The 21,652-nt window shown below is 61.8% G+C and carries 24 protein-coding genes and 3 tRNA genes; 9 read left to right on the forward strand and 18 right to left on the reverse strand.

All coding sequences use genetic code 11. The annotated features are described in order from the left end of the window. The 11 genes from AC8GFZ_RS16630 to gph all read right to left on the reverse strand — a co-directional run. Positions 1–241 (reverse strand): GTP-binding protein (locus tag AC8GFZ_RS16630; RefSeq protein WP_506646044.1); only part of this gene is annotated, 241 nt, incomplete at its 3' end. Positions 242–293: 52 nt separating this feature from the next. Further along, positions 294–368: transfer RNA gene (locus AC8GFZ_RS16635), tRNA-Thr, on the reverse strand. A 28-nt stretch (positions 369–396) separates the two neighbouring features. Next, positions 397–470 (reverse strand) — tRNA-Gly (locus AC8GFZ_RS16640). Between the two features lie 52 nt (positions 471–522). After that, positions 523–608: transfer RNA gene (locus tag AC8GFZ_RS16645), tRNA-Tyr, on the reverse strand. A 45-nt stretch (positions 609–653) separates the two neighbouring features. After that, a complete protein-coding gene (locus AC8GFZ_RS16650) occupies positions 654–1,460 on the reverse strand; it encodes a uracil-DNA glycosylase (protein ID WP_506646045.1) in 807 nt (268 codons plus the stop codon). 27 nt (positions 1,461–1,487) lie between these two features. Continuing rightward, positions 1,488–2,291: an indole-3-glycerol phosphate synthase TrpC gene (gene trpC, locus AC8GFZ_RS16655; RefSeq protein ID WP_506646046.1), complete on the reverse strand. Its 804-nt coding sequence runs from the start codon at positions 2,289–2,291 to the stop codon at positions 1,488–1,490. Between the two features lie 3 nt (positions 2,292–2,294). After that, positions 2,295–3,326, reverse strand: a complete 1,032-nt coding sequence (gene trpD, locus AC8GFZ_RS16660) for an anthranilate phosphoribosyltransferase (RefSeq protein ID WP_506646047.1) — start codon at positions 3,324–3,326, stop codon at positions 2,295–2,297. A 44-nt stretch (positions 3,327–3,370) separates the two neighbouring features. After that, on the reverse strand, positions 3,371–4,432 hold the full coding sequence (ltaE, locus tag AC8GFZ_RS16665) for a low-specificity L-threonine aldolase (RefSeq protein WP_506646048.1): 1,062 nt from the start codon (positions 4,430–4,432) through the stop codon (positions 3,371–3,373). Further along, entirely contained in the window at positions 4,429–5,001 is a 573-nt protein-coding gene (locus tag AC8GFZ_RS16670) for an anthranilate synthase component II (protein WP_506646049.1), read from the reverse strand. Before AC8GFZ_RS16670 ends, ltaE begins: the two co-directional genes overlap by 4 nt. Then, positions 4,998–6,527, reverse strand: coding sequence for an anthranilate synthase component I (gene trpE / locus AC8GFZ_RS16675; RefSeq protein WP_506646050.1), 1,530 nt, complete (start codon positions 6,525–6,527; stop codon positions 4,998–5,000). Before trpE ends, AC8GFZ_RS16670 begins: the two co-directional genes overlap by 4 nt. Positions 6,528–6,753: 226 nt before the next feature. Then, entirely contained in the window at positions 6,754–7,464 is a 711-nt protein-coding gene (gene gph, locus AC8GFZ_RS16680; protein WP_506646051.1) for a phosphoglycolate phosphatase, read from the reverse strand. A gap of 133 nt (positions 7,465–7,597) precedes the next feature. On the opposite strand from gph, the gene AC8GFZ_RS16685 reads away from it, so the two are divergent. After that, positions 7,598–8,743 carry an efflux RND transporter periplasmic adaptor subunit gene (locus AC8GFZ_RS16685; protein ID WP_506646052.1) on the forward strand — a complete coding sequence of 382 codons (1,146 nt, stop codon included), beginning with the start codon at positions 7,598–7,600 and terminating at the stop codon, positions 8,741–8,743. After that, complete coding sequence (locus tag AC8GFZ_RS16690; protein ID WP_506646120.1) at positions 8,743–11,808, forward strand: efflux RND transporter permease subunit; 3,066 nt, start codon at positions 8,743–8,745, stop codon at positions 11,806–11,808. Before AC8GFZ_RS16685 ends, AC8GFZ_RS16690 begins: the two co-directional genes overlap by 1 nt. 92 nt (positions 11,809–11,900) lie before the next feature. Here the strand turns inward: AC8GFZ_RS16690 and rpe are convergent, their stop codons facing one another. Next, entirely contained in the window at positions 11,901–12,584 is a 684-nt protein-coding gene (rpe, locus tag AC8GFZ_RS16695; RefSeq protein ID WP_506646053.1) for a ribulose-phosphate 3-epimerase, read from the reverse strand. Positions 12,585–12,659: 75 nt separating this feature from the next. On the opposite strand from rpe, the gene apaG reads away from it, so the two are divergent. The 6 genes from apaG (at position 12,660) to AC8GFZ_RS16725 (ending at position 16,780) form a co-directional block, all read left to right on the forward strand. Next, positions 12,660–13,052 carry a Co2+/Mg2+ efflux facilitator ApaG/CorD gene (apaG, locus tag AC8GFZ_RS16700; RefSeq protein WP_506646054.1) on the forward strand — a complete coding sequence of 131 codons (393 nt, stop codon included), beginning with the start codon at positions 12,660–12,662 and terminating at the stop codon, positions 13,050–13,052. 9 nt (positions 13,053–13,061) lie between these two features. Further along, a complete protein-coding gene (gene thiL, locus AC8GFZ_RS16705; RefSeq protein WP_506646055.1) occupies positions 13,062–14,045 on the forward strand; it encodes a thiamine-phosphate kinase in 984 nt (327 codons plus the stop codon). After that, positions 14,046–14,546 carry a phosphatidylglycerophosphatase A family protein gene (locus tag AC8GFZ_RS16710; protein ID WP_506646056.1) on the forward strand — a complete coding sequence of 167 codons (501 nt, stop codon included), beginning with the start codon at positions 14,046–14,048 and terminating at the stop codon, positions 14,544–14,546. Further along, positions 14,543–15,091: a CinA family protein gene (locus tag AC8GFZ_RS16715; RefSeq protein WP_506646057.1), complete on the forward strand. Its 549-nt coding sequence runs from the start codon at positions 14,543–14,545 to the stop codon at positions 15,089–15,091. The genes AC8GFZ_RS16710 and AC8GFZ_RS16715 overlap by 4 nt, the downstream gene beginning before the upstream one ends. A 78-nt stretch (positions 15,092–15,169) precedes the next feature. Next, complete coding sequence (locus tag AC8GFZ_RS16720; protein ID WP_506646058.1) at positions 15,170–15,787, forward strand: pyridoxamine 5'-phosphate oxidase family protein; 618 nt, start codon at positions 15,170–15,172, stop codon at positions 15,785–15,787. A gap of 75 nt (positions 15,788–15,862) precedes the next feature. Then, complete coding sequence (locus tag AC8GFZ_RS16725) at positions 15,863–16,780, forward strand: alpha/beta fold hydrolase (protein WP_506646059.1); 918 nt, start codon at positions 15,863–15,865, stop codon at positions 16,778–16,780. Between the two features lie 45 nt (positions 16,781–16,825). Here AC8GFZ_RS16725 and AC8GFZ_RS16730 read toward each other — a convergent pair whose 3' ends face one another. The 4 genes from AC8GFZ_RS16730 to AC8GFZ_RS16745 form a co-directional block, all read right to left on the reverse strand. Next, complete coding sequence (locus AC8GFZ_RS16730; RefSeq protein WP_506646060.1) at positions 16,826–17,788, reverse strand: Bug family tripartite tricarboxylate transporter substrate binding protein; 963 nt, start codon at positions 17,786–17,788, stop codon at positions 16,826–16,828. A 103-nt stretch (positions 17,789–17,891) separates the two neighbouring features. Further along, complete coding sequence (locus AC8GFZ_RS16735; protein ID WP_506646061.1) at positions 17,892–18,278, reverse strand: YybH family protein; 387 nt, start codon at positions 18,276–18,278, stop codon at positions 17,892–17,894. A gap of 58 nt (positions 18,279–18,336) precedes the next feature. Next, entirely contained in the window at positions 18,337–18,777 is a 441-nt protein-coding gene (locus AC8GFZ_RS16740; protein ID WP_506646062.1) for a putative toxin-antitoxin system toxin component, PIN family, read from the reverse strand. Then, positions 18,767–19,072: a type II toxin-antitoxin system Phd/YefM family antitoxin gene (locus AC8GFZ_RS16745; RefSeq protein ID WP_506646063.1), complete on the reverse strand. Its 306-nt coding sequence runs from the start codon at positions 19,070–19,072 to the stop codon at positions 18,767–18,769. Before AC8GFZ_RS16745 ends, AC8GFZ_RS16740 begins: the two co-directional genes overlap by 11 nt. A gap of 150 nt (positions 19,073–19,222) precedes the next feature. On the opposite strand from AC8GFZ_RS16745, the gene AC8GFZ_RS16750 reads away from it, so the two are divergent. After that, positions 19,223–19,759, forward strand: a complete 537-nt coding sequence (locus tag AC8GFZ_RS16750; protein WP_506646064.1) for a DinB family protein — start codon at positions 19,223–19,225, stop codon at positions 19,757–19,759. 75 nt (positions 19,760–19,834) lie between these two features. On the opposite strand, the gene AC8GFZ_RS16755 is transcribed toward AC8GFZ_RS16750, so the two are convergent. Then, positions 19,835–20,251 carry a putative toxin-antitoxin system toxin component, PIN family gene (locus tag AC8GFZ_RS16755; RefSeq protein WP_506646065.1) on the reverse strand — a complete coding sequence of 139 codons (417 nt, stop codon included), beginning with the start codon at positions 20,249–20,251 and terminating at the stop codon, positions 19,835–19,837. An 8-nt stretch (positions 20,252–20,259) separates the two neighbouring features. Further along, entirely contained in the window at positions 20,260–21,645 is a 1,386-nt protein-coding gene (locus tag AC8GFZ_RS16760) for a THUMP domain-containing class I SAM-dependent RNA methyltransferase (protein ID WP_506646066.1), read from the reverse strand. Between the last annotated feature and the right edge of the window lie 7 nt (positions 21,646–21,652).

Raw genomic sequence — 21,652 nt, forward strand, 5'->3', positions numbered from 1 at the left:
CCACGTGGGCGTAGTGGCGGTTGGCCGTCTCGTATTCCACGTGAGCTGTGTTGATCGTGATGCCGCGCGCCTTCTCTTCAGGTGCTGCGTCAATTTGGTCGTAGGCCTTGGCCTCACCACCAAACTTCGCCGACAAAATCGTCGTGATCGCCGCTGTCAGCGTCGTCTTGCCATGGTCAACGTGCCCAATCGTGCCCACGTTCACGTGCGGTTTGGTCCGCTCAAACTTGCCTTTTGCCATTTATCGACTCCGAAAAAAAAGCACATCAAAAAGTGCCACTGCACCAAAAAACTGGTGCCCATGGCGGGAATCGGACCCGCGACCTCTCCCTTACCAAGGGAGTGCTCTACCACTGAGCCACATGGGCATTCAACCAACCGACAACCTCAAAGACGTGGAGCGGGAGACGGGAATCGAACCCGCGTCATTAGCTTGGAAGGCTAAGGTTCTACCATTGAACTACTCCCGCATCGGGTTCACACCCTCACAGTCGCAGGTCACCCAAAGTCACATCTTTGCACTGGTGGAGGAGGCTGGATTCGAACCAGCGTAGGCGTAAGCCAACAGATTTACAGTCTGCCCCCTTTAGCCACTCGGGCACCCCTCCGCAGAACCGCGCACTATAGCATATATTGCAGATTGACCTCGGTATTCATGCCGCGCCTTGGGGTGTCAGTGCCCAATCCCAACGCCAGTTCACGCCCCGCTCGCGCAGCCAAGACTGGGCCAAAGAGAAGTGACCACAGCCGACAAAGGGCCTGGGGCCCCGCCGAGCCGACAAGGGCGAGGGATGGTTGGCCTGCAAAACCAGGCATTGTTGGCCCGATTGGGTCGCCGTTTTTTCGATCGCCAAGGCTTTGGACTGGGCATGCGCGCCCCACAACATATACACACACAGCGGTGAAAACGCAGATACAGATTGGATTACTTCGTCAGTGAGCGCATCCCAACCTTTTCCAGCATGACTACCGGCTTGGCCCTGCTCCACGGTCCAACTGGTGTTGATCAGCAACACCCCACGCTGGGCCCAGGTGGTCAAAGAGCCGTTCGCAGGCGCGTCCAAACCCACGTCGCGGCGCACCTCTTGCACGATATTTCGCAAGGACGGCGGGATTTTGATACCGGGCGCCACCGAAAAGGCCAAGCCCTCGGCCTGCCCAGGCCCGTGATAGGGGTCTTGCCCCAGGATAAGCACTCTCACCGCGCTCAAAGGCGTCAAGCGCAGGGCCCGCAAGGGGTCGCTGGGGTAAATCACCGCACCGGCGGCCAAGCGCTCGGCCAAAAAATCGTTCACCGCACGCCCCGCATCGCTGCGGGCAAATGTCCCCCACAGGGCCTGCCACGCCTCGCTCAAGGGTTCAGCGCCGTGCGCACCGGGCATTTGACCTTGCGCGTCGGGTGGCCAGTGGCGCAAGCGGTTTGACGCCTCGGCCTCGTCATGCCACAGCGGCTGTTGCATGCTCGCCTTGATCCGCCGGTTGAGGCTTCAAGCCTGAAACAGTTCGGCCAAGGCCAAGCCGGGCTCAGGTTGGCGCATGAAGGCTTCGCCCACCAAAAACGCCTGCACCCCAGCTTGGCGCAAGCGAAGTACATCCTCGCGGGTTTGGATGCCGCTTTCGGTCACCAAGATGCGCCCCGCCGGCAAGGCTCCCAGCAGGTCCAAGGTGGTTTGCAACGACACCTCAAAGGTGCGCAGATTGCGGTTGTTCACCCCCAGCAACGGCGTTTTCAACTTCAGGGCACGGTCCATTTCGTGCTGATCGTGCACTTCCACCAACACCGCCATGTCCAGGCCCCGAGCCACGGCTTCCATATCCGCCATTTGGGCGTCGTCCAAACACGCAGCGATCAGCAAAATGCAGTCGGCCCCCATGGCGCGGGCTTGGTAGATTTGATAGGCGTCGATCATGAAATCCTTGCGCAGCACGGGCAAGTCGCACGAGGCCCGCGCTTGCTTCAAGTCGTCCACGCCCCCCTGAAAATAGGTGCGGTCGGTCAACACCGACAAGCAAGCCGCGCTCAAGCTGCCATCGCCTTGGGCATAGCTTTGGGCAATGTCGGCGGGCACAAAATCAGCGCGCAAAACACCTTTGGACGGGCTGGCTTTTTTGACTTCGGCAATCACCGCCGCTTGTCCTGCGTCGATTTTGCGGCGCAACGCACCGACAAAGTCGCGTGTGAGGACACGGCTTTCCGCATCGGCACGCATCTGAGCCAGGGGCTTGGTGCGCAAAGCCAGGGCCAGTTCTTCACGCTTGGTGGCGACAATTTTTTGCAAGATATCGGACATGGTTCAAGCCCCCAAGCTTTGGGTGGTGCTGATGAGTTGCTCCAATCTTTGCATGGCCTGGCCCGACTCGATGACCTGGCGCGCCAGCACCAATCCTTGGGCAATGTCTGGGGCCACGTTGGCCGCATACAAAGCCACGCCAGCATTGAAGATGACGATGTCCCGTGCCGGGCCCGCTTCGTTGCGCAACACGCCCAGCAACATGTCGCGCGATGCCTCTGGCGTCTCCACGCGCAAGGCACGGTTGCTCACCATGGTCAAGCCAAAGTCTTCGGGGTGTATTTCGTATTCGGACACATGACCGTTTTTGAGTTCACCCACCAAGGTGGCCGCACCCAGCGAGACCTCGTCCATGCCATCGCGCCCATAGACGACCAACGCATGTTCGGCACCCAAACGCTGCAAGGCACGCACCTGAATACCCACCAGATCGGAGTGAAACACGCCCATCAAAATATTGGGCGCCGAAGCCGGGTTGGTCAGCGGCCCCAAGATGTTGAAGATGGTGCGCACGCCCAACTCCTTGCGAATGGGTGCCACATTTTTCATCGCTGGGTGGTGGTTGGGGGCGAACATGAAACCAATGCCCACTTGCTCGATGCAGCGCGAAATGGCCTCGGGCTTGAGCTGGATGTTCACGCCCAAGGCCTCCAGCACATCGGCGCTGCCGCTTTTGCTGCTCACACTGCGCCCACCGTGCTTGCTCACCTTGGCCCCAGCCGCCGCCGCCACAAACATGGTGCAAGTGGAGATGTTGAAAGTGTGTGACCCATCGCCACCGGTGCCCACAATGTCCACCAAATGGCGCGCATCGCTGACATGCACTTTGGTGGAAAACTCACGCATGACCTGGGCCGCAGCGGTGATTTCGCCAATGGTTTCTTTTTTGACCCGCAAGCCGGTGATCAAGGCCGCGGTCATGACGGGCGACAGCTCGCCACTCATGATCATGCGCACCACGCTGAGCATTTCGTCGTGGAAGATTTCGCGGTGCTCGATGGTGCGTTGCAGCGCTTCAACAGGGGTGATGGGCATGGGGTTCTCCTTGGGGCTCATGTTTGCTTTCAATCCAATCAAATTCAGGGTTGCGCCCGTAAACGCTCGGCGTGGGTCGCGGCAAATGCCTGCACGCTGGCCAGGGCTTGGTCGATGCCCGCGGCATCCACATCCAAATGGGTGACCAAACGCAGGCGCGCCATGCCGGTGGCCAGCACACCATCTTGGCGCAGGTGGGCCAGCAACGCTGGCGCCAAGCCATGGTCGACATCGAGAAAAACAATATTGGTTTGGGCCGAAACAACGTGCATGCCTGGCAAACCCTGCAAGCCGGCGGCCAGGCGTTGTGCCAACGCATGGTCTTGGGCCAAGCCGGGCACATGGTGGTCCAGCGCATGCATGGCCGCCGCCGCCAACACGCCCGACTGGCGCAAGCCCCCGCCCAACACCTTGCGCCAACGGTGGGCCTTTGCCATCAATGCGTTTGATCCGCACAAGACCGACCCGACCGGTGCGCCCAAACCCTTGCTCAAGCAGATGGAAACGCTGTCAAACAAGTCAGCGATGCGGCGCAACTCGGTCCAAACGTCACTGCCCTCGGTCTGGGCCTGGGCCACGGCGGCGTTCATCACCCGCGCACCGTCCAAATGGGTGGCCAAGCCGCGTTGGCGGGCCCAGTCGGTGGTTTGCTGCAGGTAGGGCATGGGCATGACATGCCCGCTCCAGGTGTTTTCCAGGCACAGCAAGCGGCTGCGGGCAAAGTGGGCGTCCAAGGGCTTGATCGCCGCGGCCATGTCGGCCAAGGCCATTTGGCCTTGCGCGTTTTGGGCCAGGGGTTGGGGCTGGATGCTGCCCAGCACCGCGGCCCCGCCGCCCTCATAGCGATAAGTGTGGGCGTTTTGCCCCACAAGGTATTCGTCCCCCCGTTCGCAATGCGCCATCAATGCGCACAAATTGCTTTGGGTGCCCGACGGCATGAACAAGGCCGCTTCTTTGCCGGTGAGCGCGGCCAAGCGGTCTTGCAAAGCGTTCACCGATGGGTCGCCCCCAAACACATCGTCACCCACGGGGGCCGCGGCCATGGCTTGGCGCATCGCGGGCGTGGGTTGGGTCACGGTATCACTGCGCAAGTCAACGGTTTTCATGCGGCACCTGTGAGGAAGTTTTTCAACATGGCATGGCCATGTTCGGTCAAGATGGATTCGGGGTGAAACTGTACGCCTTGCAGCGGCAAGCTGCGGTGTCGCACCCCCATGATCTCCCCATCTTCGCTGCGCGCGGTGACCAGCAAGTCGGCTGGACAGGTGTCGCGCTCTATGGCCAGGGAGTGGTAACGGTTGACCACAAAGCGCTCAGGCAAGCCCGCAAACACCCCTTCGCCCGTGGTGTGGATGACCGAGGTTTTGCCATGCATGAGCTGTTGGGCCCGCACAATTCGCCCGCCCAAGGCGGCACCAATGCTTTGATGGCCCAAGCACACGCCCAAAATGGGCAACTGGCCCATGAAGTGTCGAATCGCCGCCACCGAAATGCCCGCTTGTTCGGGGGCGCAGGGGCCGGGTGAGATGACCAAATGGGTGGGCTGGCGTTGGGCGATCTCGGCCAAGCTGATTTCATCGTTGCGGTACACCTCCACAGGCGCACCCAGCTCACCAAAGTACTGCACGATGTTGTAGGTGAAGCTGTCGTAGTTGTCGATCATCAAAAGCTTCATTCCAAGCCCTCCTCGACCAGCTCACTGGCGCGCAACAAAGCGCGTGCCTTTTGCTCGGTTTCGCGCCACTCCATTTCGGGCACCGAATCGGCCACCACCCCGGCGGCGGCCTGCACATACAAGGTGTCGTCTTTGATGATGCCGGTGCGGATGGCGATGGCCAAGTCCATGTCCCCCGCAAAGCTGAGGTAACCGCAAGCCCCGCCATAAATGCCCCGCTTGGTCGGCTCGAGCTGGTCGATCAACTCCATCGCATGCACCTTGGGCGCGCCACTCAAAGTGCCCGCGGGAAAGGTCGCCTTGAGCACGTCGATGTTGTCCAAGCCTTCGCGCAACACGCCCTCCACGTGGCTGACGATGTGCATCACATGGCTGTAGCGCTCCACGGCAAAGGCCTCGGTGACTTGGACGCTGCCCACTTGGGCAATGCGGCCAATGTCGTTGCGCGCCAAATCAATCAGCATCACATGCTCGGCGCGCTCCTTGGGGTCTTGGATCAACTCTTGCTCAATGGCTTTGTCCCTCTCTGGGGTGGCGCCACGCGGTCGGGTGCCCGCCAGCGGCCGGATGGTGACCTTGCGCCCCGCGCCCCCCTCAGCCGCCAGGCCTGTCGCAGGGCTGTTGTGCTCCAAACGCACCAAAATTTCGGGCGAGGCCCCCACCACATGAAAGTCACCCATGTGGTAGTAATACATATAGGGGCTGGGGTTCAAGGAGCGCAAGGCTCGGTACAGCGACAAGGGGCTTTCGGTGTAGCGCTTTTTCAGCCGCTGGCCGACCTGCACCTGCATAAAGTCGCCCGCCTCGATCAGGCCTTTGGCGCGCTCCACCGCCTTTAAATAGTCGGCCTTGGCAAATTCGCGCTCCACCGGGTGGCTGGTGCTCGGGCGCAAGGGGGGTGCGCTGACGGAGTACTTGAGCAAGTCCTTGAGTTCGCGCAAACGCTTCTTGCCATTGGCATAGGCCTCGACCTCGCCCGGGTCGGTGTAGACCATCAGGTACAACTTGCCCGACAGGTTGTCGATGACCGCCAACTCCTCGGTTTGCAGCAGCATGATGTCGGGGCAACCCAGGCTGTCCGGGGGACAAGTGGCCTGCAGCTTTTTCTCGATGTGGCGCACCGTGTCGTAACCAAAATAACCGGCCAAGCCGCCGCAAAAACGCGGCATGCCCGGGCGCAAAGCGACCTTGAAACGCTTTTGGTAGCGCTCGATGAAGTCCAAAGGGTTGCCGTGGTCGGTCTCCACCACCACCCCGTCTTTGACCACTTCGGTCATCGCCTGTTCGCCAAAACCATGCGAGCGCAACCAGGTGCGTGCCGGCAGGCCAATGAAGCTGTAGCGCCCAAACCGTTCCCCGCCCACGACGGATTCCAGCAAAAAACTGTACTTGCCGCCGTCTTTGGCAAAAGCCAACTTGAGGTAGAGCGAAAGCGGGGTTTCCAAATCGGCAAACGCCTCGGCCATGAGGGGAATGCGGTTGTGGCCTTGCAAGGCCAGGCTTTTGTATTCGAGTTCGGTGATCACAGAGAGAGCCTCCACAGCTCAGCCCCACAGGGGCGTTCAATCCAGGGAAAGACCCGTCAAAGGGTCAAAAAAAGGGGGGTGGGGAGGCCGAGGGGAAAAGGTTCAATGCGCCCGCACGGCCAGGTCAACGCGGCGACGCCAGGGCCAAGCTCCCCGGTCGCTGCAACCTGTGATGGTGATGCGGTGTATGAACATGGCGCGCAGTGTAACAAACACGCGTGGTCTCTCAAGGGCCGGTGCGCTGCCACACCCAAGACTGGCCATCGTGGATGTGTTGGCAGTCGTCCACATGCGCCAATGCGGGCACGGCCTGGATGGGTTCACCGTGGTTGTAACCATAAGTGACCAACACCAAGGGGCAGCCCGCCGCATCGGCAGCCTGTGCATCGTTGCGCGAGTCCCCCACCATCAAAGTGTGGGCGGGGTCACGGCCCAAGACGCAGCAGGTTTCCAGCAGCGGCAAAGGGTCGGGCTTTTTGCGCGCAAACGAATCACCACCAAACACGCACTGGAAGTAGCCATGCAAGCCCTTGGCCTTGAGCAAGTCATTGGCAAAAGCCACGGGTTTGTTGGTCAAGCACGCCATCGGCATGCCGCGGTTTTGCCAAGCTTGCAAAGCGGGCACCACACCTGGGTAGACCTCAGAAAACTGGCCGTTGATTTGCGCATAGTGGTGTTGATAGCGCAGCCACGCAGGCTCATACAGGTTGTCCACCGAACGGCCCGCACAGCGCTGTTGCCCAGGCAAGCCGAGTTGGTGGTCGATCACGCTGCGGATCAAATGCGCTGACCCCTGGCCCACCGCGTGCGCCACAACCTCGGTGCTGGCCGCTGGCAAATCCAAATCGCCGAGCATGCGGTTGATGGCCGCGGCAAAGTCGCCCAAGGTGTGCACCAAGGTGCCATCCAGGTCGATCATGATGGCTTGGATGGTCATGGCATGCTCCGCTGCGGTTTGTTGGGGGCCCGATGCTAGCGCAGCCCCAACCGCCCCTGCCCCCGCCAAGGGCATGCAATCCCCAAGTCACTGTTCACCCAGACCACCCCTTTAAAATGAGGCCATCTTTCTGATGGGCGCTTTTTCTCACAGCGCCAACACCTCCATGACCCCCACTTCCTATTCACGGCACGCCGCCTTGACCCGCGCGGCCCACCTGGCTCTCCTTTTGGGTCTGTCTTGCTTGACGCCCATGGCTGGGGCACAAACGCCCAAAGCCGCACCACCCAAACCCGCCTTGACCGTCACCGTGGGCAGCCCCAGCGTGCAAACCTTGCCGATGCAAATCAAGGCCAACGGCAATATCGCCGCTTGGCAAGAGGCCAGCGTGGGCACCGAAATTGGGGGTTTGCGCCTGACCGAGGTGCGCGTCAATGTGGGCGATGTGGTCAAAGCCGGCCAAGTGCTGGCGGTGTTCCATGCAGCACCGGTGCAAGCCGACATGGCCCAGGCCCAAGCCAACCTGAGCCAAGCCCAGGCCGCGGCCAACGAAGCCCGCGCCAACGCCGAGCGCGCCCGTGGCCTGCAACCCACCGGCGTGATCAGCGCCCAGCAGTATGTGCAATACATCACCGCTGAAGAAACCGCTGTGGCCCGCGTCGCCGCGGCCAAAGCCAGTGTGGACAGCCAGCAGCTGCGCCTGCAGCAAACCCAGGTGCTGGCGCCCGACAGCGGCATCATCGCCGCGCGCAGCGCATCGGTCGGCGCGGTGCTCACCCCGGGCACCGAGTTGTTTCGCTTGATCCGCCAAGGCCGCCTGGAGTGGCGCGCCGAGGTGATCGCCAGCGAATTGGGGGGCATCAAACCTGGCATGGCCGTGAGCCTCATGGCCGCCAGTGGCGCCAGCTTGAGTGGCCGGGTGCGCATGCTCGGCCCCACGGTGGACCCACAAACCCGCCAAGCCCTGGTGTATGTGGACTTGCAAACCCCCAGCGCCGGACACGCCCCTGCGCTGGCCGGCATGTATGCCAGTGGCAGCATCCAATCGGGCAGCAGCCGCGCCGTGACGGTACCGGCCCCCGCAGTGGTCAGCCGCGATGGCTTCAACTATGTGATGCAAGTCAAGGCCGACAACCGTGTGAGCTTGGTCAAGGTGCAAACCGGCCGCCGGGTGGGTGACCAGATCGAAATCACCCAAGGCCTGACGGAGGGCGTGAAGCTGGTCACCCAGGGTGCGGGCTTTTTGAATGATGGCGACACGGTTCGGATCGCACCATGATCAACGTCTCGTCCTGGTCGATCAAAAACCCCATCCCTGCGGTCATGCTGTTTGTCATGCTCTGCTTTGCAGGCATGGTCTCGTTTGGGTCGATGAAGGTGCAAAACTTTCCCGACATCGACCTGCCCACCATCACGGTCACCGCCAGCCTGCCCGGCACCGCCCCGGCCCAAATGGAAACCGAGGTGGCGCGCAAGATTGAAAACGCCATCGCCTCGTTGCAAGGCTTGAAGCACATCACCACCAAAGTGCAAGACGGCAGCGCCACCATCAGCGCCGAATTCCGCTTGGAAAAACCCATCCAAGAGGCCTTGGACGATGTGCGCTCGGCCGTCAACCGGGTGCGCAGCGAATTGCCCGGTGACCTGAAAGACCCGGTCATCAGCAAACTCGACCTGGCTGGCCAACCCATCTTGGCTTACACCGTGCGTTCTCCCAGCATGGATGCGGAGGCCTTGTCGTGGTTTGTCGACAACCAAATTGCGCGCAAGCTGCTGGCGGTGCGCGGTGTCGGCGCGGTCAACCGGGTGGGCGGCGTGGAGCGGCAGATCCACATCGCTTTGGACCCGCAGCGCTTGCAAGCCCTGGGGGCCAGCGCGGCCGATATTTCGCGCCAACTCAAACAAATGCAGTCCGACAGCTCGGGCGGGCGCACCGATGTGGCCGGGGGGGAGCAACCGGTGCGCACCCTGGGCACGGTCACCGATGCCCAAACCTTGTCGCGCATGTCGTTGACCTTGGCCGATGGCCGGCGCATCCGTTTGGACCAAGTGGCCCAGGTGCAAGACACGGTGGCCGAGCCGCGTTCTGCGGCCCTGCTCAATGGCCAGCCGGTGGTGGGCTTTGAAGTCTCACGCAGCCGTGGCGCCAGCGAAATCGAGGTCGGCGCAGCGGTGCAAAAAGCCCTGACCGAATTGCGCGCGGCCCACCCCGACATCGAACTGACCGAAGCCTTTGACTTTGTCTCACCCGTGGCCGAGGAGTACCAAGGCTCTTTGCACCTGCTGTATGAAGGGGCCATCTTGGCGGTGTTGGTGGTGTGGTTGTTCTTGCGCGACTGGCGCGCCACCTTTGTCACCGCCGTGGCCCTGCCTTTGTCGGTGATCCCGGCCTTCATTGGCATGCAAGCCCTGGGCTTTTCCATCAACGTGGTGACCCTGCTGGCCTTGTCGCTGGTGGTGGGCATCTTGGTCGACGACGCCATCGTAGAGGTGGAGAACATCGTGCGCCATTTGCGCATGGGCAAGTCACCTTACCAAGCGGCCATGGAAGCCGCCGATGAAATTGGGCTGGCAGTGATTGCCACCACTTTCACTTTGATTGCGGTGTTTTTGCCCACCGCCTTCATGGCCGGCATCCCGGGCAAGTTTTTCAAGCAGTTTGGTTGGACGGCATCGCTGGCTGTGTTTGCCTCTTTGGTCGTGGCGCGCGCCCTCACCCCCATGATGGCCGCTTACCTGTTGCGCCCCATCGTGCACGCCGAGGCACGCCCGGCCTGGATGGGCGGCTACTTGCGTTTGGCCCAGTGGTGTTTGCAGCACCGCTGGTGGACGGTTTTGGGCGCCCTGGCGTTTTTCATCGGCTCCCTGTCTTTGGTGCCCTTGTTGCCCACCGGCTTCATCCCGCCCGACGACAACAGCCAAACCCAGGTTTATTTGGAGTTGCCCCCCGGCACCAAGCTGGCCCAAACCCAGGCCAGCGCCGAAGCCGCGCGGCAGATGTTGAGCCAAGTGCCGCATGTGAAAAGCATTTACACCACCATTGGTGGCGGAGCAGCGGGTGCCGACCCGTTTGACACCTCGGGCGCGGGCGAGCCGCGCAAAGCCACCCTCACCTTGCTGATGAGCGAGCGTGGCGAGCGCCCGAAAAAGCAAGTCATCGAGCAACAAATCCGCCAAGCCCTCACCGCCCTGCCCGGGGTGCGCAGCAAAGTTGGCTTGGGCGGCTCGGGCGAAAAATACATCTTGGTGCTGACCGGCGAAAACCGCGAAGCTTTGTTCAGCTCGGCCCAGGCCATTGAGCGCGAGTTGCGCCTGATCCCCGGTTTGGGCAATGTGGCTTCGAGCGCCAGCCTGGTGCGCCCCGAGGTGGTGGTGGTGCCCGACTTTGCCGCCGCCGCCGATCTGGGCGTGACCAGCGCGGCGATTGGCGAGACCTTGCGCATGGCCACCTCCGGCGACTACGACGCGGGCCTGGCGAAACTCAACTTGGACCAGCGCCAAATCCCCATCGTGGTCAAACTGCAAGACAGTGCCCGCCAAGACCTGGACACCTTGGGGCGCCTGAGCGTGCCCGGCAAGCGCGGCCCGGTCATGTTGGCCCAGGTGGCCCAGATCAGCATGGGCTCGGGCCCCGCGGTGATCGACCGCTACGACCGTGCGCGCAACATCAAATTTGAAATTGAACTCTCTGGCCTGCCCCTGGGCGATGTGACCGAGCAAGTGAAAAACCTGCCCGCAGTGAAAAACCTGCCTGCTGGCATTGCGGTGGTCGAGGTCGGCGACGCCGAGGCCATGGGCGAGTTGTTCGCCAGCTTTGGCTTGGCCATGCTCACCGGGGTGCTGTGCATTTACATCGTGCTGGTGTTGCTGTTCAAAGGCTTTTTGCACCCGCTGACCATCTTGGCTGCCTTGCCTTTGTCGCTGGGTGGCGCTTTTGTCGGCTTGCTGTTGGCCAACAAAAGCTTTTCCATGCCCTCGCTGATTGGCTTGATCATGCTGATGGGCATTGCCACCAAAAACTCCATCTTGCTGGTGGAGTACGCCATCGTCGCCCAGCGCGACCAAGGCCTGGGTCGCATGGCCGCCTTGATGGATGCATGCCACAAGCGCGCCCGCCCCATCATCATGACCACCATCGCCATGGGCGCGGGCATGTTGCCCCTGGCCTTCGGCTGGGGCTTGGCCGACCCCAGCTTTCGCTCGCCCATGTCGATCGCGGTGATCGGCGGCCTCATCACCTCGACCGTGCTCAGCCTGCTGGTGATCCCGGTGGTCTACAGCCTGCTCGAAGGCCTGCGCATGGGCGTGAGCACACGCTGGCGCAAGTGGCGCGGCATGGCCTGAAAGTTGGCTAAATTCTGTTGAGGAACGTCAGCGGGTGGCCCTCGCCATGGCCCCAGGTACCGTCAGTCACCTGGCCTTGAAGCGGTTGGACTTCAGGACAAGGCCTGGCGCATGGCGCGCACCACGCTGGCGTAGTCGGGCTGGCCAAAAATCGCGCTGCCCGCGACAAAGGTGTCGGCCCCGGCATCGGCCACCCGGCGGATGTTGTCGGGCTTGATGCCGCCGTCCACCTCCAAGCGGATGTCGCGCCCGCTGGCTTGGATGCGCTTTCGCGCTTGTTCCACCTTGCGCAAGGCCGAGTCGATGAAGCCCTGGCCGCCAAAGCCGGGGTTGACGCTCATGATCAAAATCAAATCAATGTCGTCGATCAGCCAATCGAGCACGTCCAACGGCTCGGCGGGGTTGAACACCAAACCCACCTGGCAACCCGCGCCCTGGATGGCTTGCACACTGCGGTGCACATGGGTGCTGGCGTCGGGATGAAAACTGATCAGATCGGCACCGGCTTTGGCAAAGGCCTGGGCCAAGGCGTCCACTGGCGAGACCATCAAATGCACGTCGATCGGCACCGCCACGCCGGCCGCGGTTTTGGCATGTGGCTTGAGGGCTTGGCACACCATCGGACCAAAGGTGAGGTTGGGCACATAATGGTTGTCCATCACATCGAAATGAATCCAGTCTGCGCCGGCATCAATGACTTGGCGCACCTCCTCACCGAGGCGGGCAAAGTCAGCCGACAAAATGGATGGGGCGATGCGATAGGTGGGCGTGTTCATGGGGCGATTATTTCACCCCCGACACACCCGATTGGCCATGAGACAAAATCACCCACCCTTGAGCGAACACACACCATGCCCAAATACCAGTTTCGCGTCGACGTCAAACCGCAGTTTTTGCCCGAACAGTCCGACCCCAGTGCGTCCCTGTACATGTTCGCCTACACCATCACCATCACCAACACCGGCAGCTTGGCCGCGCAACTGATCTCGCGCACCTGGAACATCAACGACGCCCAAGGCCTGCACGAAAAAGTGCGCGGCCTGGGGGTGGTGGGACATCAGCCTTTGCTGCGCTCGGGTGAATCGTTTGAATACACCAGTGGCACGCGGCTGCGCACCCCCACCGGCACCATGCACGGCCAGTACTTTTGCGTGGCCGAAGACGGCGAGAAATTCGACGTCGATATCCCCATGTTTGTGCTCGACGCCTTGAGCCACGAGCCCGGCTCGCGCAACCTGCACTGAGCCAACCGCATGGGCGAGTTTGAGCTCATCGAGCGTTATTTCAAACGCCCGCCCCAGCGCGCTCAAGTCGGTGTGGGCGACGACTGCGCCATTTGGATGCCCACCCCCGGCCAGGCCCTGGCCATCTCCAGCGACATGCTGGTCGAAGGTCGCCACTTTTTGTCCACCGTCGACCCAGCAGCCCTGGGCCACAAGGCCTTGGCGGTCAACCTGAGCGACCTGGCCGCGTGTGGCGCCACCCCTTGCGCTTTCACCCTGGCCCTGGCCTTGCCCCAGGCCGATGACGCTTGGCTGCGTGGTTTTGCCCAAGGCCTGTGGGCGCTGGCCGACACGCATGGCTGCGAATTGATCGGCGGCGACACCACCCGTGGGCCCTTGACCATCGCCATCACCGTGTGGGGCGAGTTGCCCCCCGGCCAAGCTTTGCTGCGCAGCTCAGCTCAGGTGGGCGACGACATTTATATCAGCGGCGTGGTTGGTCAAGCGCGCATGGCCCTGGAGGTGTTTCGCGGCCAACTGCATTTGCCCATCGACGCCTTTGAGCGCGCCCGTGCGCGCATGGAGCGGCCCACGCCACGTGTGGCCCTGGGCCAGGCCTTGCGGGGTGTGGCCCATGCGGCCATCGACCTGAGCGACGGTTTGCTCGGCGACTTGGACCACATCTTGAAGGCATCGGGTGTGGGCGCGGACATCGACACCCGCTGGCTGCTTCATGCCAGCGATGGCGACACCGCTTGGCCCGCCCATTGCCCCGACCTGGCCGCCCTGCCCTGGGTGCAAGCCCTGGCCTGTGGCTTGACCGGTGGCGATGACTACGAATTGCTGTTCACCGCCGCGCCCGAACATCGCGCTGCCGTGTGGGCCGCCGCCCAAGCCAGCGCCACACCCGTCAGCCGGGTGGGCCGCATCACCCCCGCTGGATTGCGCGTGCTCGACCCCCAAGGCCAAGCCATCGATGTGAGCCGCCTCACCAGTTTTGACCACTTTGCCTGAATGAACATCGCCATCGACCGCCAATTCATGAAGCGCCACCCCGCGCATGTCATTGCCCTGGGGTTTGGCGCCGGGCTCAGCCTGTGGGCCCCTGGCACGGTGGGCACCCTGTGGGCATGGGCCAGTTTTTCCGTTTTGCATTTGTACTTTGATGCCGTCCAGTTGGCCTGGTTGATTGGCCTGAGCCTGCCCCTGGGTTGGTGGGCCTGCACCGTCACCGCGCGCAACTTGGGCGTGAGCGACCCGGGCAACATCGTATGGGACGAAATCGTCGCCTTTTGGTTGGTGCTGTGGTTGCTGCTGCCAGCGGGTTTTTGGGCCCAGTTTTGGGCCTTTGTGCTGTTTCGCTTTTTCGATGCCGCCAAACCTGGGCCGGTGGGCTGGGCCGACAAGTCGTTCAAAGGCTTTGGTTGGCGTGGCGGCTTTGGCATCATGTTTGACGACCTGGTGGCCGCTTTCTGCACCCTGTTGGTGATCGCTTTATGGAGGACCGTCACATGAGTTCACACCCCACCGATGACACCTCGGCCTTGGTCGAGCAACTGGCCCAGGCACTGCTGCAACGCGGCTGGAGCCTGGCCACCGCCGAGAGTTGCACCGGCGGCCTGATCTCTGCGGCCTGCACCGAATTGGCTGGGTCTAGCCAATGGTTCGAGCGGGGGTTTGTCACTTACTCGAACGACGCCAAGCATGAGTCCTTGGGTGTGGATGCGGCCCTGATTGCCCGTGTCGGCGCGGTCAGCGAGCCGGTGGCCCAGGCCATGGCCTTGGGTGCCTTGCGCCATTCCAAAGCGCAGGTCAGCCTGGCGGTGACCGGTGTGGCTGGCCCCACCGGGGGCAGCGCCTCACGCCCCGTGGGTACGGTGTGCTTTGCTTGGGCCTTGCCCAGCGACAGCGGCCCCACCCTGGGGGCCGACACCGCATGGGTCAAAACCGAGCGCCAGCACTTTGACGGCGACCGCGCCCAAGTGCGCCGCGCCACCGTGCAACACGCCTTGCGCAGTTTGTTGCTTTGGTTGGGACAAAAACCACCCGCCAAGGCTTGAACGTTTTTCCATCAGTCATCGGACGACTTGACAAACGACAGGCCGAGCACAGACCCATTCATTTGCAAAGGGGTAAACATGAACCTCACCACCCGTGACCAGCTGCGCCAACTGTATGGAGCCGCCAGCGAACGTGCCACGCTGAAAGAGATGCGGTCATTGGATCGACATGCCCAGCAGTTCATCGCCCTGTCTCCCTTTGTGGTGCTGGCCAGCTCAAACGCGTTGGGCCAAATGGACGCATCCCCACGCGGGGGTGACCCGGGCTTTGTGAAAGTCATCGATAACCAGACCTTGTTGATCCCGGATGCACCGGGCAACAACCGTCTGGACACGCTGGAGAACATCATCGACACAAGCCAACTGGGCTTGCTCTTCATGCTGCCCGGCTTTGACGAAACCCTGCGCATCAATGGCCAAGCATCCCTGTCGACCGACCCAACTGAGCGCCAACTTTGCACCGATGCGCGACGCACACCCGCGCTGGTCATTCGGGTCAAGGTGCAGGCGGTGTATTTGCATTGCGCCAAGGCCTTTATGCGGGCTCAGCTGTGGAACCCCTCCAATCACGCCCAACGTCACCTCATGCCCAGCATGGGTGAGATGCTGCGCGATCAAATACAAGCCACGCAAGGCCATGCCATTGAAGCCGAAACCCAAGAGAACATGATGGCGCGTTACCGCCAATCACTGTGAATACACTGTGTACCGTAGCGTGCTGGGCTCCTCCCCCAGGCCCCATCAAACGCTGCCAACGATCAGGAGACAGACATGACTTGGTTTGAAGGCTTCACCCGCCACACCACCGAGGTCAACGGGCAAACGGTGTGCTACCGCACGGGCGGGAAGTTGGGCGCACCCGTGTTGGTGCTGTTGCACGGCTTTCCACAAACCCATGTGATGTGGCACCGGGTGGCGCAAGCACTCAAGCACCACTTCTTCGTGGTGATGCCCGACTTGCGCGGCTATGGCGACTCTTCACACCACCTGGGCGGGCCTGACCACAGCCACCACAGCAAGCGGGCCATGGCCAGCGATGTGGTGGGCTTGCTGGATGCGCTGGGCGTGAAAGCCTTTCACCTCAGCGGCCACGACCGGGGTGGCCGGGTCGCTTACCGCTTGGCGCTGGACCACCCCGATCGGGTGCTGCGCCTGAGCGTGCTCGACATCGCGCCCACCCTGGACATGTACAACGCCACCGACATGGCCTTTGCACAGGCCTATTACCACTGGTTTCATTTGACCCAAGCCGCGCCATTGCCCGAGACCATGATCGCGGGCAATCCACTTGCCTACCTGCACGCCAAGCTGGGCGGTTGGGGCAGCGCGGGCCTGGGCCACATCGAGCCTGAGGCGCTGGCCGAATATGAACGCTGCTTCACCAACCCCACGCTGGCGGCCAATGGTTTGCCCGCCGCCATCCACACCGCCTGCGAAGACTACCGGGCCGGTGCCAGCATCGACTTGGAACACGAGCGCGCCAACCGAGCGCAAGGGGACAAAGTGGTGTGCCCCTTGCATGTGCTGTGGGGCGCGCAAGGCGTGGTGCAGCGCCTGTTTGACCCCATGGCCTTGTGGCAAGCCCAGTGCAGCGGCCCCTTGAGTGGCCGTGCCATGGCCTGCGGTCACTTCATCCCCGAGGCCTTGCCCACCGAGACCGCCGCTGAGTTATTGGCCTTTCACGGCTGAACCCCTTTGCGGGTGAGCGGGGCGCGCCCACACCCAAGTGGCGGCTTACTCTGGCTTGATGTTGGCGTCTTTGATGACCTTGCCCCAGCGCTCGTGCTCGCGCCGGATGTAGGCGGCGAATTCAGCCGGTGAGGCGCTCGGGTGCAAGGTGGCGCCGATGTTGGTGAAGCGCTCGATCACCTCGGGGTTTTGCAAGCCCTTGACCAGTGCAGCGTGCATTCTTTGCACCAATGCAGGCGGAGTGCCCGCCGGTGCGCCAAAGCCAAACCACGGTTGCACCACCAAAGCCGGGTAACCCGCCTCGGCCGCAGAGGGCACGTCGGGCAATTGCGGCGAGCGCTTGGCCGAAAACACCGCCAAGGCCTTGACCTTGCCGGCCTTGATTTGTGGTAAGGCCACCACCAAAGAGCTTTGAAAGTCCAATTGCGTGGAGCCCCCGATCAGGTCTTGGATTTGCTGGGTCGCGCCTTTGTAGGGCACATGCAGCAATGAGATGCCGGCTTGGGCTTGCAGCAACTCGGCGGCCAGGTGCGGCACCGTGGCCACGCCTGGGGTGCCATACGCCAACTTGGCCCCGGCCTTGGCCGCTTTGATCATCTCGGCCAAGCTGTTGAACGGGGCGTCTTTGTTGGCGATGAGCACCGGCGTCATCGACACAAAATTGGTGATGGGCGCAAAGTCTTTGAAAGCATCAAAACCCGGCTCGCCCACATGCGGCGCGATGGCCGCCGTGATGGCCAACAAGCCAATGGTGTAGCCGTCAGGCGGCGCTTTGGCCAAGGCGACCAAACCCGTGACGCCATTGCCACCGGGGCGGTTTTCCACCACCACGCTTTGCTTGAGTTCGTCGCGCAAGATGTTGGCCGCTTCGCGCCCGACCAAATCGGTCGGGCCACCCGCGGGAAACGGCACGATCAACCGGATCGGCTTGCTCGGCCACTCTTGGGCCCACACCGGCGCTTGAATACACCACAAACCCACACACAACCAAAACAAACGACGCATCATGTTGAACCCCTGAAAGAACCGACCGCCGCATTTCTGCAGTTTGGTCAGTGAAAGATAAACGCCCCCAGTATGCCTGTGTGCCACGGGGGTGCCAGCCAGCAACTCAAACGGAGCGATGGAACAGCGCCTGCAAACGCTCTGGTGCGTACAGCACATGAGACTGGCACACCAAGTGCTGGGCATTGAAGACGCAAAACTCGGTCACGGGCCCCAACGGCCCCTCGTACGCCAGGACCAGGCTGTTCACACCGGTGTGCACATGGGTCAGCGCAAACTGCCATTCGCCCGGGTGTTGCAAGGCCTTGTGCCAATAAGCCGCCATCGCCGGCTTGCCCAACAACACCCCTTGGGTGCTGGGGTTCAACCACTGCGCCAGGGGGGTATGCAACACACAATCATCGGCATAGTGCGCCAAGATGGCGGGCAAGTCACGCGCATTCCAAGCGCGTATCCAAGCGTTGGCGAAGTCAGATGCAGCTTGTGGTGACATGACGACTCCCCGACATTGGGTTGAACTTTCTTCTTTCGGCTTTGGCCACACCGTCTGTCTATGCGATGTGTTTTGGTTTTTGGCTCATGCGGTCAAGAAATTCTGTGGGCGATAGGACCTCCACACCTTTGTACACCTGCACATTTTTCAAATCCGGGTCGCCAGAAATAACCCAACGGGCCCCTGCGTCAATGGCCAAGGCCAAAAATTTGTCATCGCTTTTGTCGCGACTGACAGAGGCTTGCGCAGTGACCTCGAAAAACTCAACCGATTGGGCAATTTTGATCAGATGGCGCAGGCGGCCAAATTCGCCAAAGTAGCGGTCAAATTTAGGCCGTGCGATGCGTGTTTCCAGTTCATGCCATGTGTCCTCGTTTTGGGCCATCACAAAATGCTCAACGGCCAAGGCCAATGCTTGCGCCGTAGTGGATTGGGGCAGCAAACCGGCGCTGATCAACACATTGGTATCGACAACGATATAGGCAGGCTTATGGTTCATGGAGCATGCGGGTGACATCGGCTGAGGTCAAGCCCTCTTCGGCTGCCAAATTGCTCATGCTGGCCAAGTGCTGGCGCATTGAGTCCCCCGCCGCTTTGCCACGCAGCGGATAACTTTCACCGATCAGGGCCGCCACATGGGGCGCAATGGTTTGCATGCTGGCCTGATAGTCCTCAAAAGACATCACCACCGCCACCGGGCGGCCGTGGCGAGTCACAGTCACCGGTTGCCTTTGAGAGGCATCAATGAGGGTTCCAAACTGGTTTTGAGCGGCCAGAGACGTCATCGTGATCATGTTCGCAAGCCTTAAAAATGGACATTACAACTATTATGGCTGTTTTAGGCGTTTTTGATTGATTTCGGCTTCAACGCCGCCTCAATGAACCATCTTCAACCGTTTTTATTAGCCTTATATTATTCATTTTTCACTGAACAGGCATGCACCATGATCCCTGAATTCACCCAACTGATGGCCCACTACAACCAGTGGATGAACCAGCGCATGTATGAGGCGGCATCTCGGCTGGGGGCGGACCTGTTGATGAAAGACCAAGGGGCGTTTTTTGGTTCGGTGTTTGGCACGCTGCAACACATCGCCGTGGCCGACACCATTTGGCTGTTGCGCTTTGCCACGCACCCCGCTGGTTTTGCATCGCTGAGGCCCCTGCAAAACGGCCCCAAGCCGACGGCCTTGAATCAGCAGTTGTTCAGGCAATGGGCCGATTTGCAAGCCTATCGCCAGCAATTGGACGCCACGCTGGTGGCGTGGTCCCAGGAAATTCAGCCTGTGCATTTCGCGCAACCGCTGCACTACACGAACATGGCAGGGGTGAAGCAATGCAAGGCGTTTGCCCCGCTGGTGACCCACTTTTTCAACCACCAAACCCACCACCGGGGTCAAGCCAGCACCTTGCTCCACCAAATAGACGTGGATGTGGGGGTGACCGATTTGCTGGCCCTCATTCCCGACGCTGTGGACTGAGCGAACCTGGGTTTTGCACAAGCTGTCGCTCGCGCCAAGGCGCATCCATCGCCAGGCCAAGCCAAGCCGCCCGCATTAGACGGGCGGCACCCACACCGGCAACACCGCCACACCCAGGCGGGCCAGGCGGTTTTTCATGCGCAAGACTTCCTTGTCTTTGCTGATGAGCGTGGCTTGTTGGGCCACGGCCAGGTCGATGAATTTTTGGTCGTCGGCGTCGTTGCACACATAAGGCGCGCGCTCGGCGCTGGACACGCTGTGGGCATGCTGGTCAAACTGCGCCAGCACGTCCAGGGCATTGATACCGCGCAATGCCTGGCGGGCCAACAAATGCGGGTAGGCCAGCACCCGCAGCAACTCTTCGCGCATCTCGGCGCTGGCCCACCAGTGCACGTCGCCGCTTTGCAAAGCTTGGTTCAAGGGGCGAGAGCGCGGGTCGTCAAACACCCACATGTCGAGCACGATGTTGGTGTCGATGACCACGCCCCGCATGGGTGGGCTCAGGCGGCAGGGGTGTCGGTTTTGGCCGGGCGGCGCAGTGAGCCCGCCGACATGTCAAAGCGGAACAACCGACATTCGATGGGGCCATTCCACATGGGCACGCGGCGCGATTCTTTCAAGCGCATGCGCCCCGGCAATTTGAGGTCGGGGGTGAGCACCCAGGCGCTCCAACCGGTGTAGTTTTTCTTCCAGTGGCTGGCCAGTTGCACAAAGAAGTCGCCACCGTCCGTGACTTGCGCTTGCTCGCGCGCACCCGCATCGCTGCGCGACTGACCGTGTTGTGTGGGCCCGTCGTTGTCGGTGTCCCAGTCGGGCGCGGTGGCTTGAGCGGCAAGGGGGTTGCCCCGGCGCGTGGCCGCGCCCGCCACACCGGCCACCTCGATGCGCTCGCCATACGGTGGATTCAGCAGCATCACCCCAGGGCTGTCACAGGGCGGCATGCGCTGCAAGGCGTCGCCACCGCGCAGCACCAGGGCGTGGGCCACACCGGCGCGGTCGGCGTTGCGTTGGGCAAAGTCGACCATGCGAAACGCCACATCGCTGCCAAACACCGTGGCACGCGGTGCCACTTGGGCGGCGCGGGCTTGGTCGCGCAAACCATCCCACACATGGGCTTGGTAGGGCAGCAATTTTTCAAACGCAAAGCGGCGCATCAAGGCAGGTGCCATGTTGCAAGCGATGGCGGCCGCCTCAATGGCAATGGTGCCGCTGCCACAACACGGGTCGTACAAGGGCAAGCCCAACTCCACGCCACAAACCGCGGGCGAGGCAGGGGGCGCTTCACCCGGGGCGCTGATGAGTGGCATGCTCCATCCACTGGCGGCCAGCATGGCCGCGGCCAAGGTTTCTTTCAAAGGGGCATCACCTTTGTCCACGCGCCAGCCGCGTTTGAACAGGGGCTCACCCGAGGTATCGATGTACAGCGTCATGTGGTCGCTGGTGAGGTGAGCGTACAAGCGCACATCGGGCCACTGGGTGTTGACGCTGGGGCGCTCGCCGCCTTTGGAACGGAAGCGATCGGCCACAGCGTCTTTGACGCGCAAGGTGGCAAAGTTCAGGCTTTTGAGCGGGCTGTGCTGGGCCGTGACCTCGACCTTGAAGCTGTGTTGTGGCGTGAACCAAGCCTCCCACGCCACCGCATGGGCACCGGCGTACACATCGTCCTCATGCCGATACGGGGTGTGCGACAACTGCACCAACACCCGCATGGCCAAGCGGCTGTGCAGGTTGAGTTGCATGGCCATGCGCCATGAGCCGTGCAAGCGCACACCGCCACGGGCCACGCCCACGTGCAAGCCGGGGTCGGCCACCACGCTGCGCACTTCCTGGGCCAGGAAATGTTCCACCCCAGCCGCACAGGGCAAAAACAAGTCCAGTTGGTTCATGGCAAAG

The organism is Limnohabitans rimovensis (SeqCode), from assembly GCF_965234775.1.
Classification (GTDB): Bacteria; Pseudomonadota; Gammaproteobacteria; order Burkholderiales; family Burkholderiaceae_C; genus Limnohabitans; species Limnohabitans rimovensis.

Excerpts from the sequence above, each read along its gene's own strand:
- AC8GFZ_RS16725 (WP_506646059.1), top strand. The coding sequence starts at position 15,863 with ATGACTTGGTTTGAAGGCTTCACCCGCCACACCACCGAGGTCAACGGG.
- AC8GFZ_RS16750 (WP_506646064.1), top strand. The coding sequence starts at position 19,223 with ATGATCCCTGAATTCACCCAACTGATGGCCCACTACAACCAGTGGATG.
- AC8GFZ_RS16745 (WP_506646063.1), bottom strand. The coding sequence starts at position 19,072 with ATGATCACGATGACGTCTCTGGCCGCTCAAAACCAGTTTGGAACCCTC.
- AC8GFZ_RS16720 (WP_506646058.1), top strand. The coding sequence starts at position 15,170 with ATGAACCTCACCACCCGTGACCAGCTGCGCCAACTGTATGGAGCCGCC.
- AC8GFZ_RS16715 (WP_506646057.1), top strand. The coding sequence starts at position 14,543 with ATGAGTTCACACCCCACCGATGACACCTCGGCCTTGGTCGAGCAACTG.
- AC8GFZ_RS16760 (WP_506646066.1), bottom strand. The coding sequence starts at position 21,645 with ATGAACCAACTGGACTTGTTTTTGCCCTGTGCGGCTGGGGTGGAACAT.
- AC8GFZ_RS16735 (WP_506646061.1), bottom strand. The coding sequence starts at position 18,278 with ATGTCACCACAAGCTGCATCTGACTTCGCCAACGCTTGGATACGCGCT.
- AC8GFZ_RS16730 (WP_506646060.1), bottom strand. The coding sequence starts at position 17,788 with ATGATGCGTCGTTTGTTTTGGTTGTGTGTGGGTTTGTGGTGTATTCAA.
- trpD (WP_506646047.1), bottom strand. The coding sequence starts at position 3,326 with ATGCCCATCACCCCTGTTGAAGCGCTGCAACGCACCATCGAGCACCGC.
- AC8GFZ_RS16740 (WP_506646062.1), bottom strand. The coding sequence starts at position 18,777 with ATGAACCATAAGCCTGCCTATATCGTTGTCGATACCAATGTGTTGATC.
- ltaE (WP_506646048.1), bottom strand. The coding sequence starts at position 4,432 with ATGAAAACCGTTGACTTGCGCAGTGATACCGTGACCCAACCCACGCCC.
- AC8GFZ_RS16670 (WP_506646049.1), bottom strand. The coding sequence starts at position 5,001 with ATGAAGCTTTTGATGATCGACAACTACGACAGCTTCACCTACAACATC.
- rpe (WP_506646053.1), bottom strand. The coding sequence starts at position 12,584 with ATGAACACGCCCACCTATCGCATCGCCCCATCCATTTTGTCGGCTGAC.
- trpC (WP_506646046.1), bottom strand. The coding sequence starts at position 2,291 with ATGTCCGATATCTTGCAAAAAATTGTCGCCACCAAGCGTGAAGAACTG.
- thiL (WP_506646055.1), top strand. The coding sequence starts at position 13,062 with ATGGGCGAGTTTGAGCTCATCGAGCGTTATTTCAAACGCCCGCCCCAG.
- AC8GFZ_RS16755 (WP_506646065.1), bottom strand. The coding sequence starts at position 20,251 with ATGCGGGGCGTGGTCATCGACACCAACATCGTGCTCGACATGTGGGTG.
- AC8GFZ_RS16710 (WP_506646056.1), top strand. The coding sequence starts at position 14,046 with ATGAACATCGCCATCGACCGCCAATTCATGAAGCGCCACCCCGCGCAT.
- AC8GFZ_RS16650 (WP_506646045.1), bottom strand. The coding sequence starts at position 1,460 with ATGCAACAGCCGCTGTGGCATGACGAGGCCGAGGCGTCAAACCGCTTG.
- apaG (WP_506646054.1), top strand. The coding sequence starts at position 12,660 with ATGCCCAAATACCAGTTTCGCGTCGACGTCAAACCGCAGTTTTTGCCC.
- AC8GFZ_RS16685 (WP_506646052.1), top strand. The coding sequence starts at position 7,598 with ATGGGCGCTTTTTCTCACAGCGCCAACACCTCCATGACCCCCACTTCC.
- gph (WP_506646051.1), bottom strand. The coding sequence starts at position 7,464 with ATGACCATCCAAGCCATCATGATCGACCTGGATGGCACCTTGGTGCAC.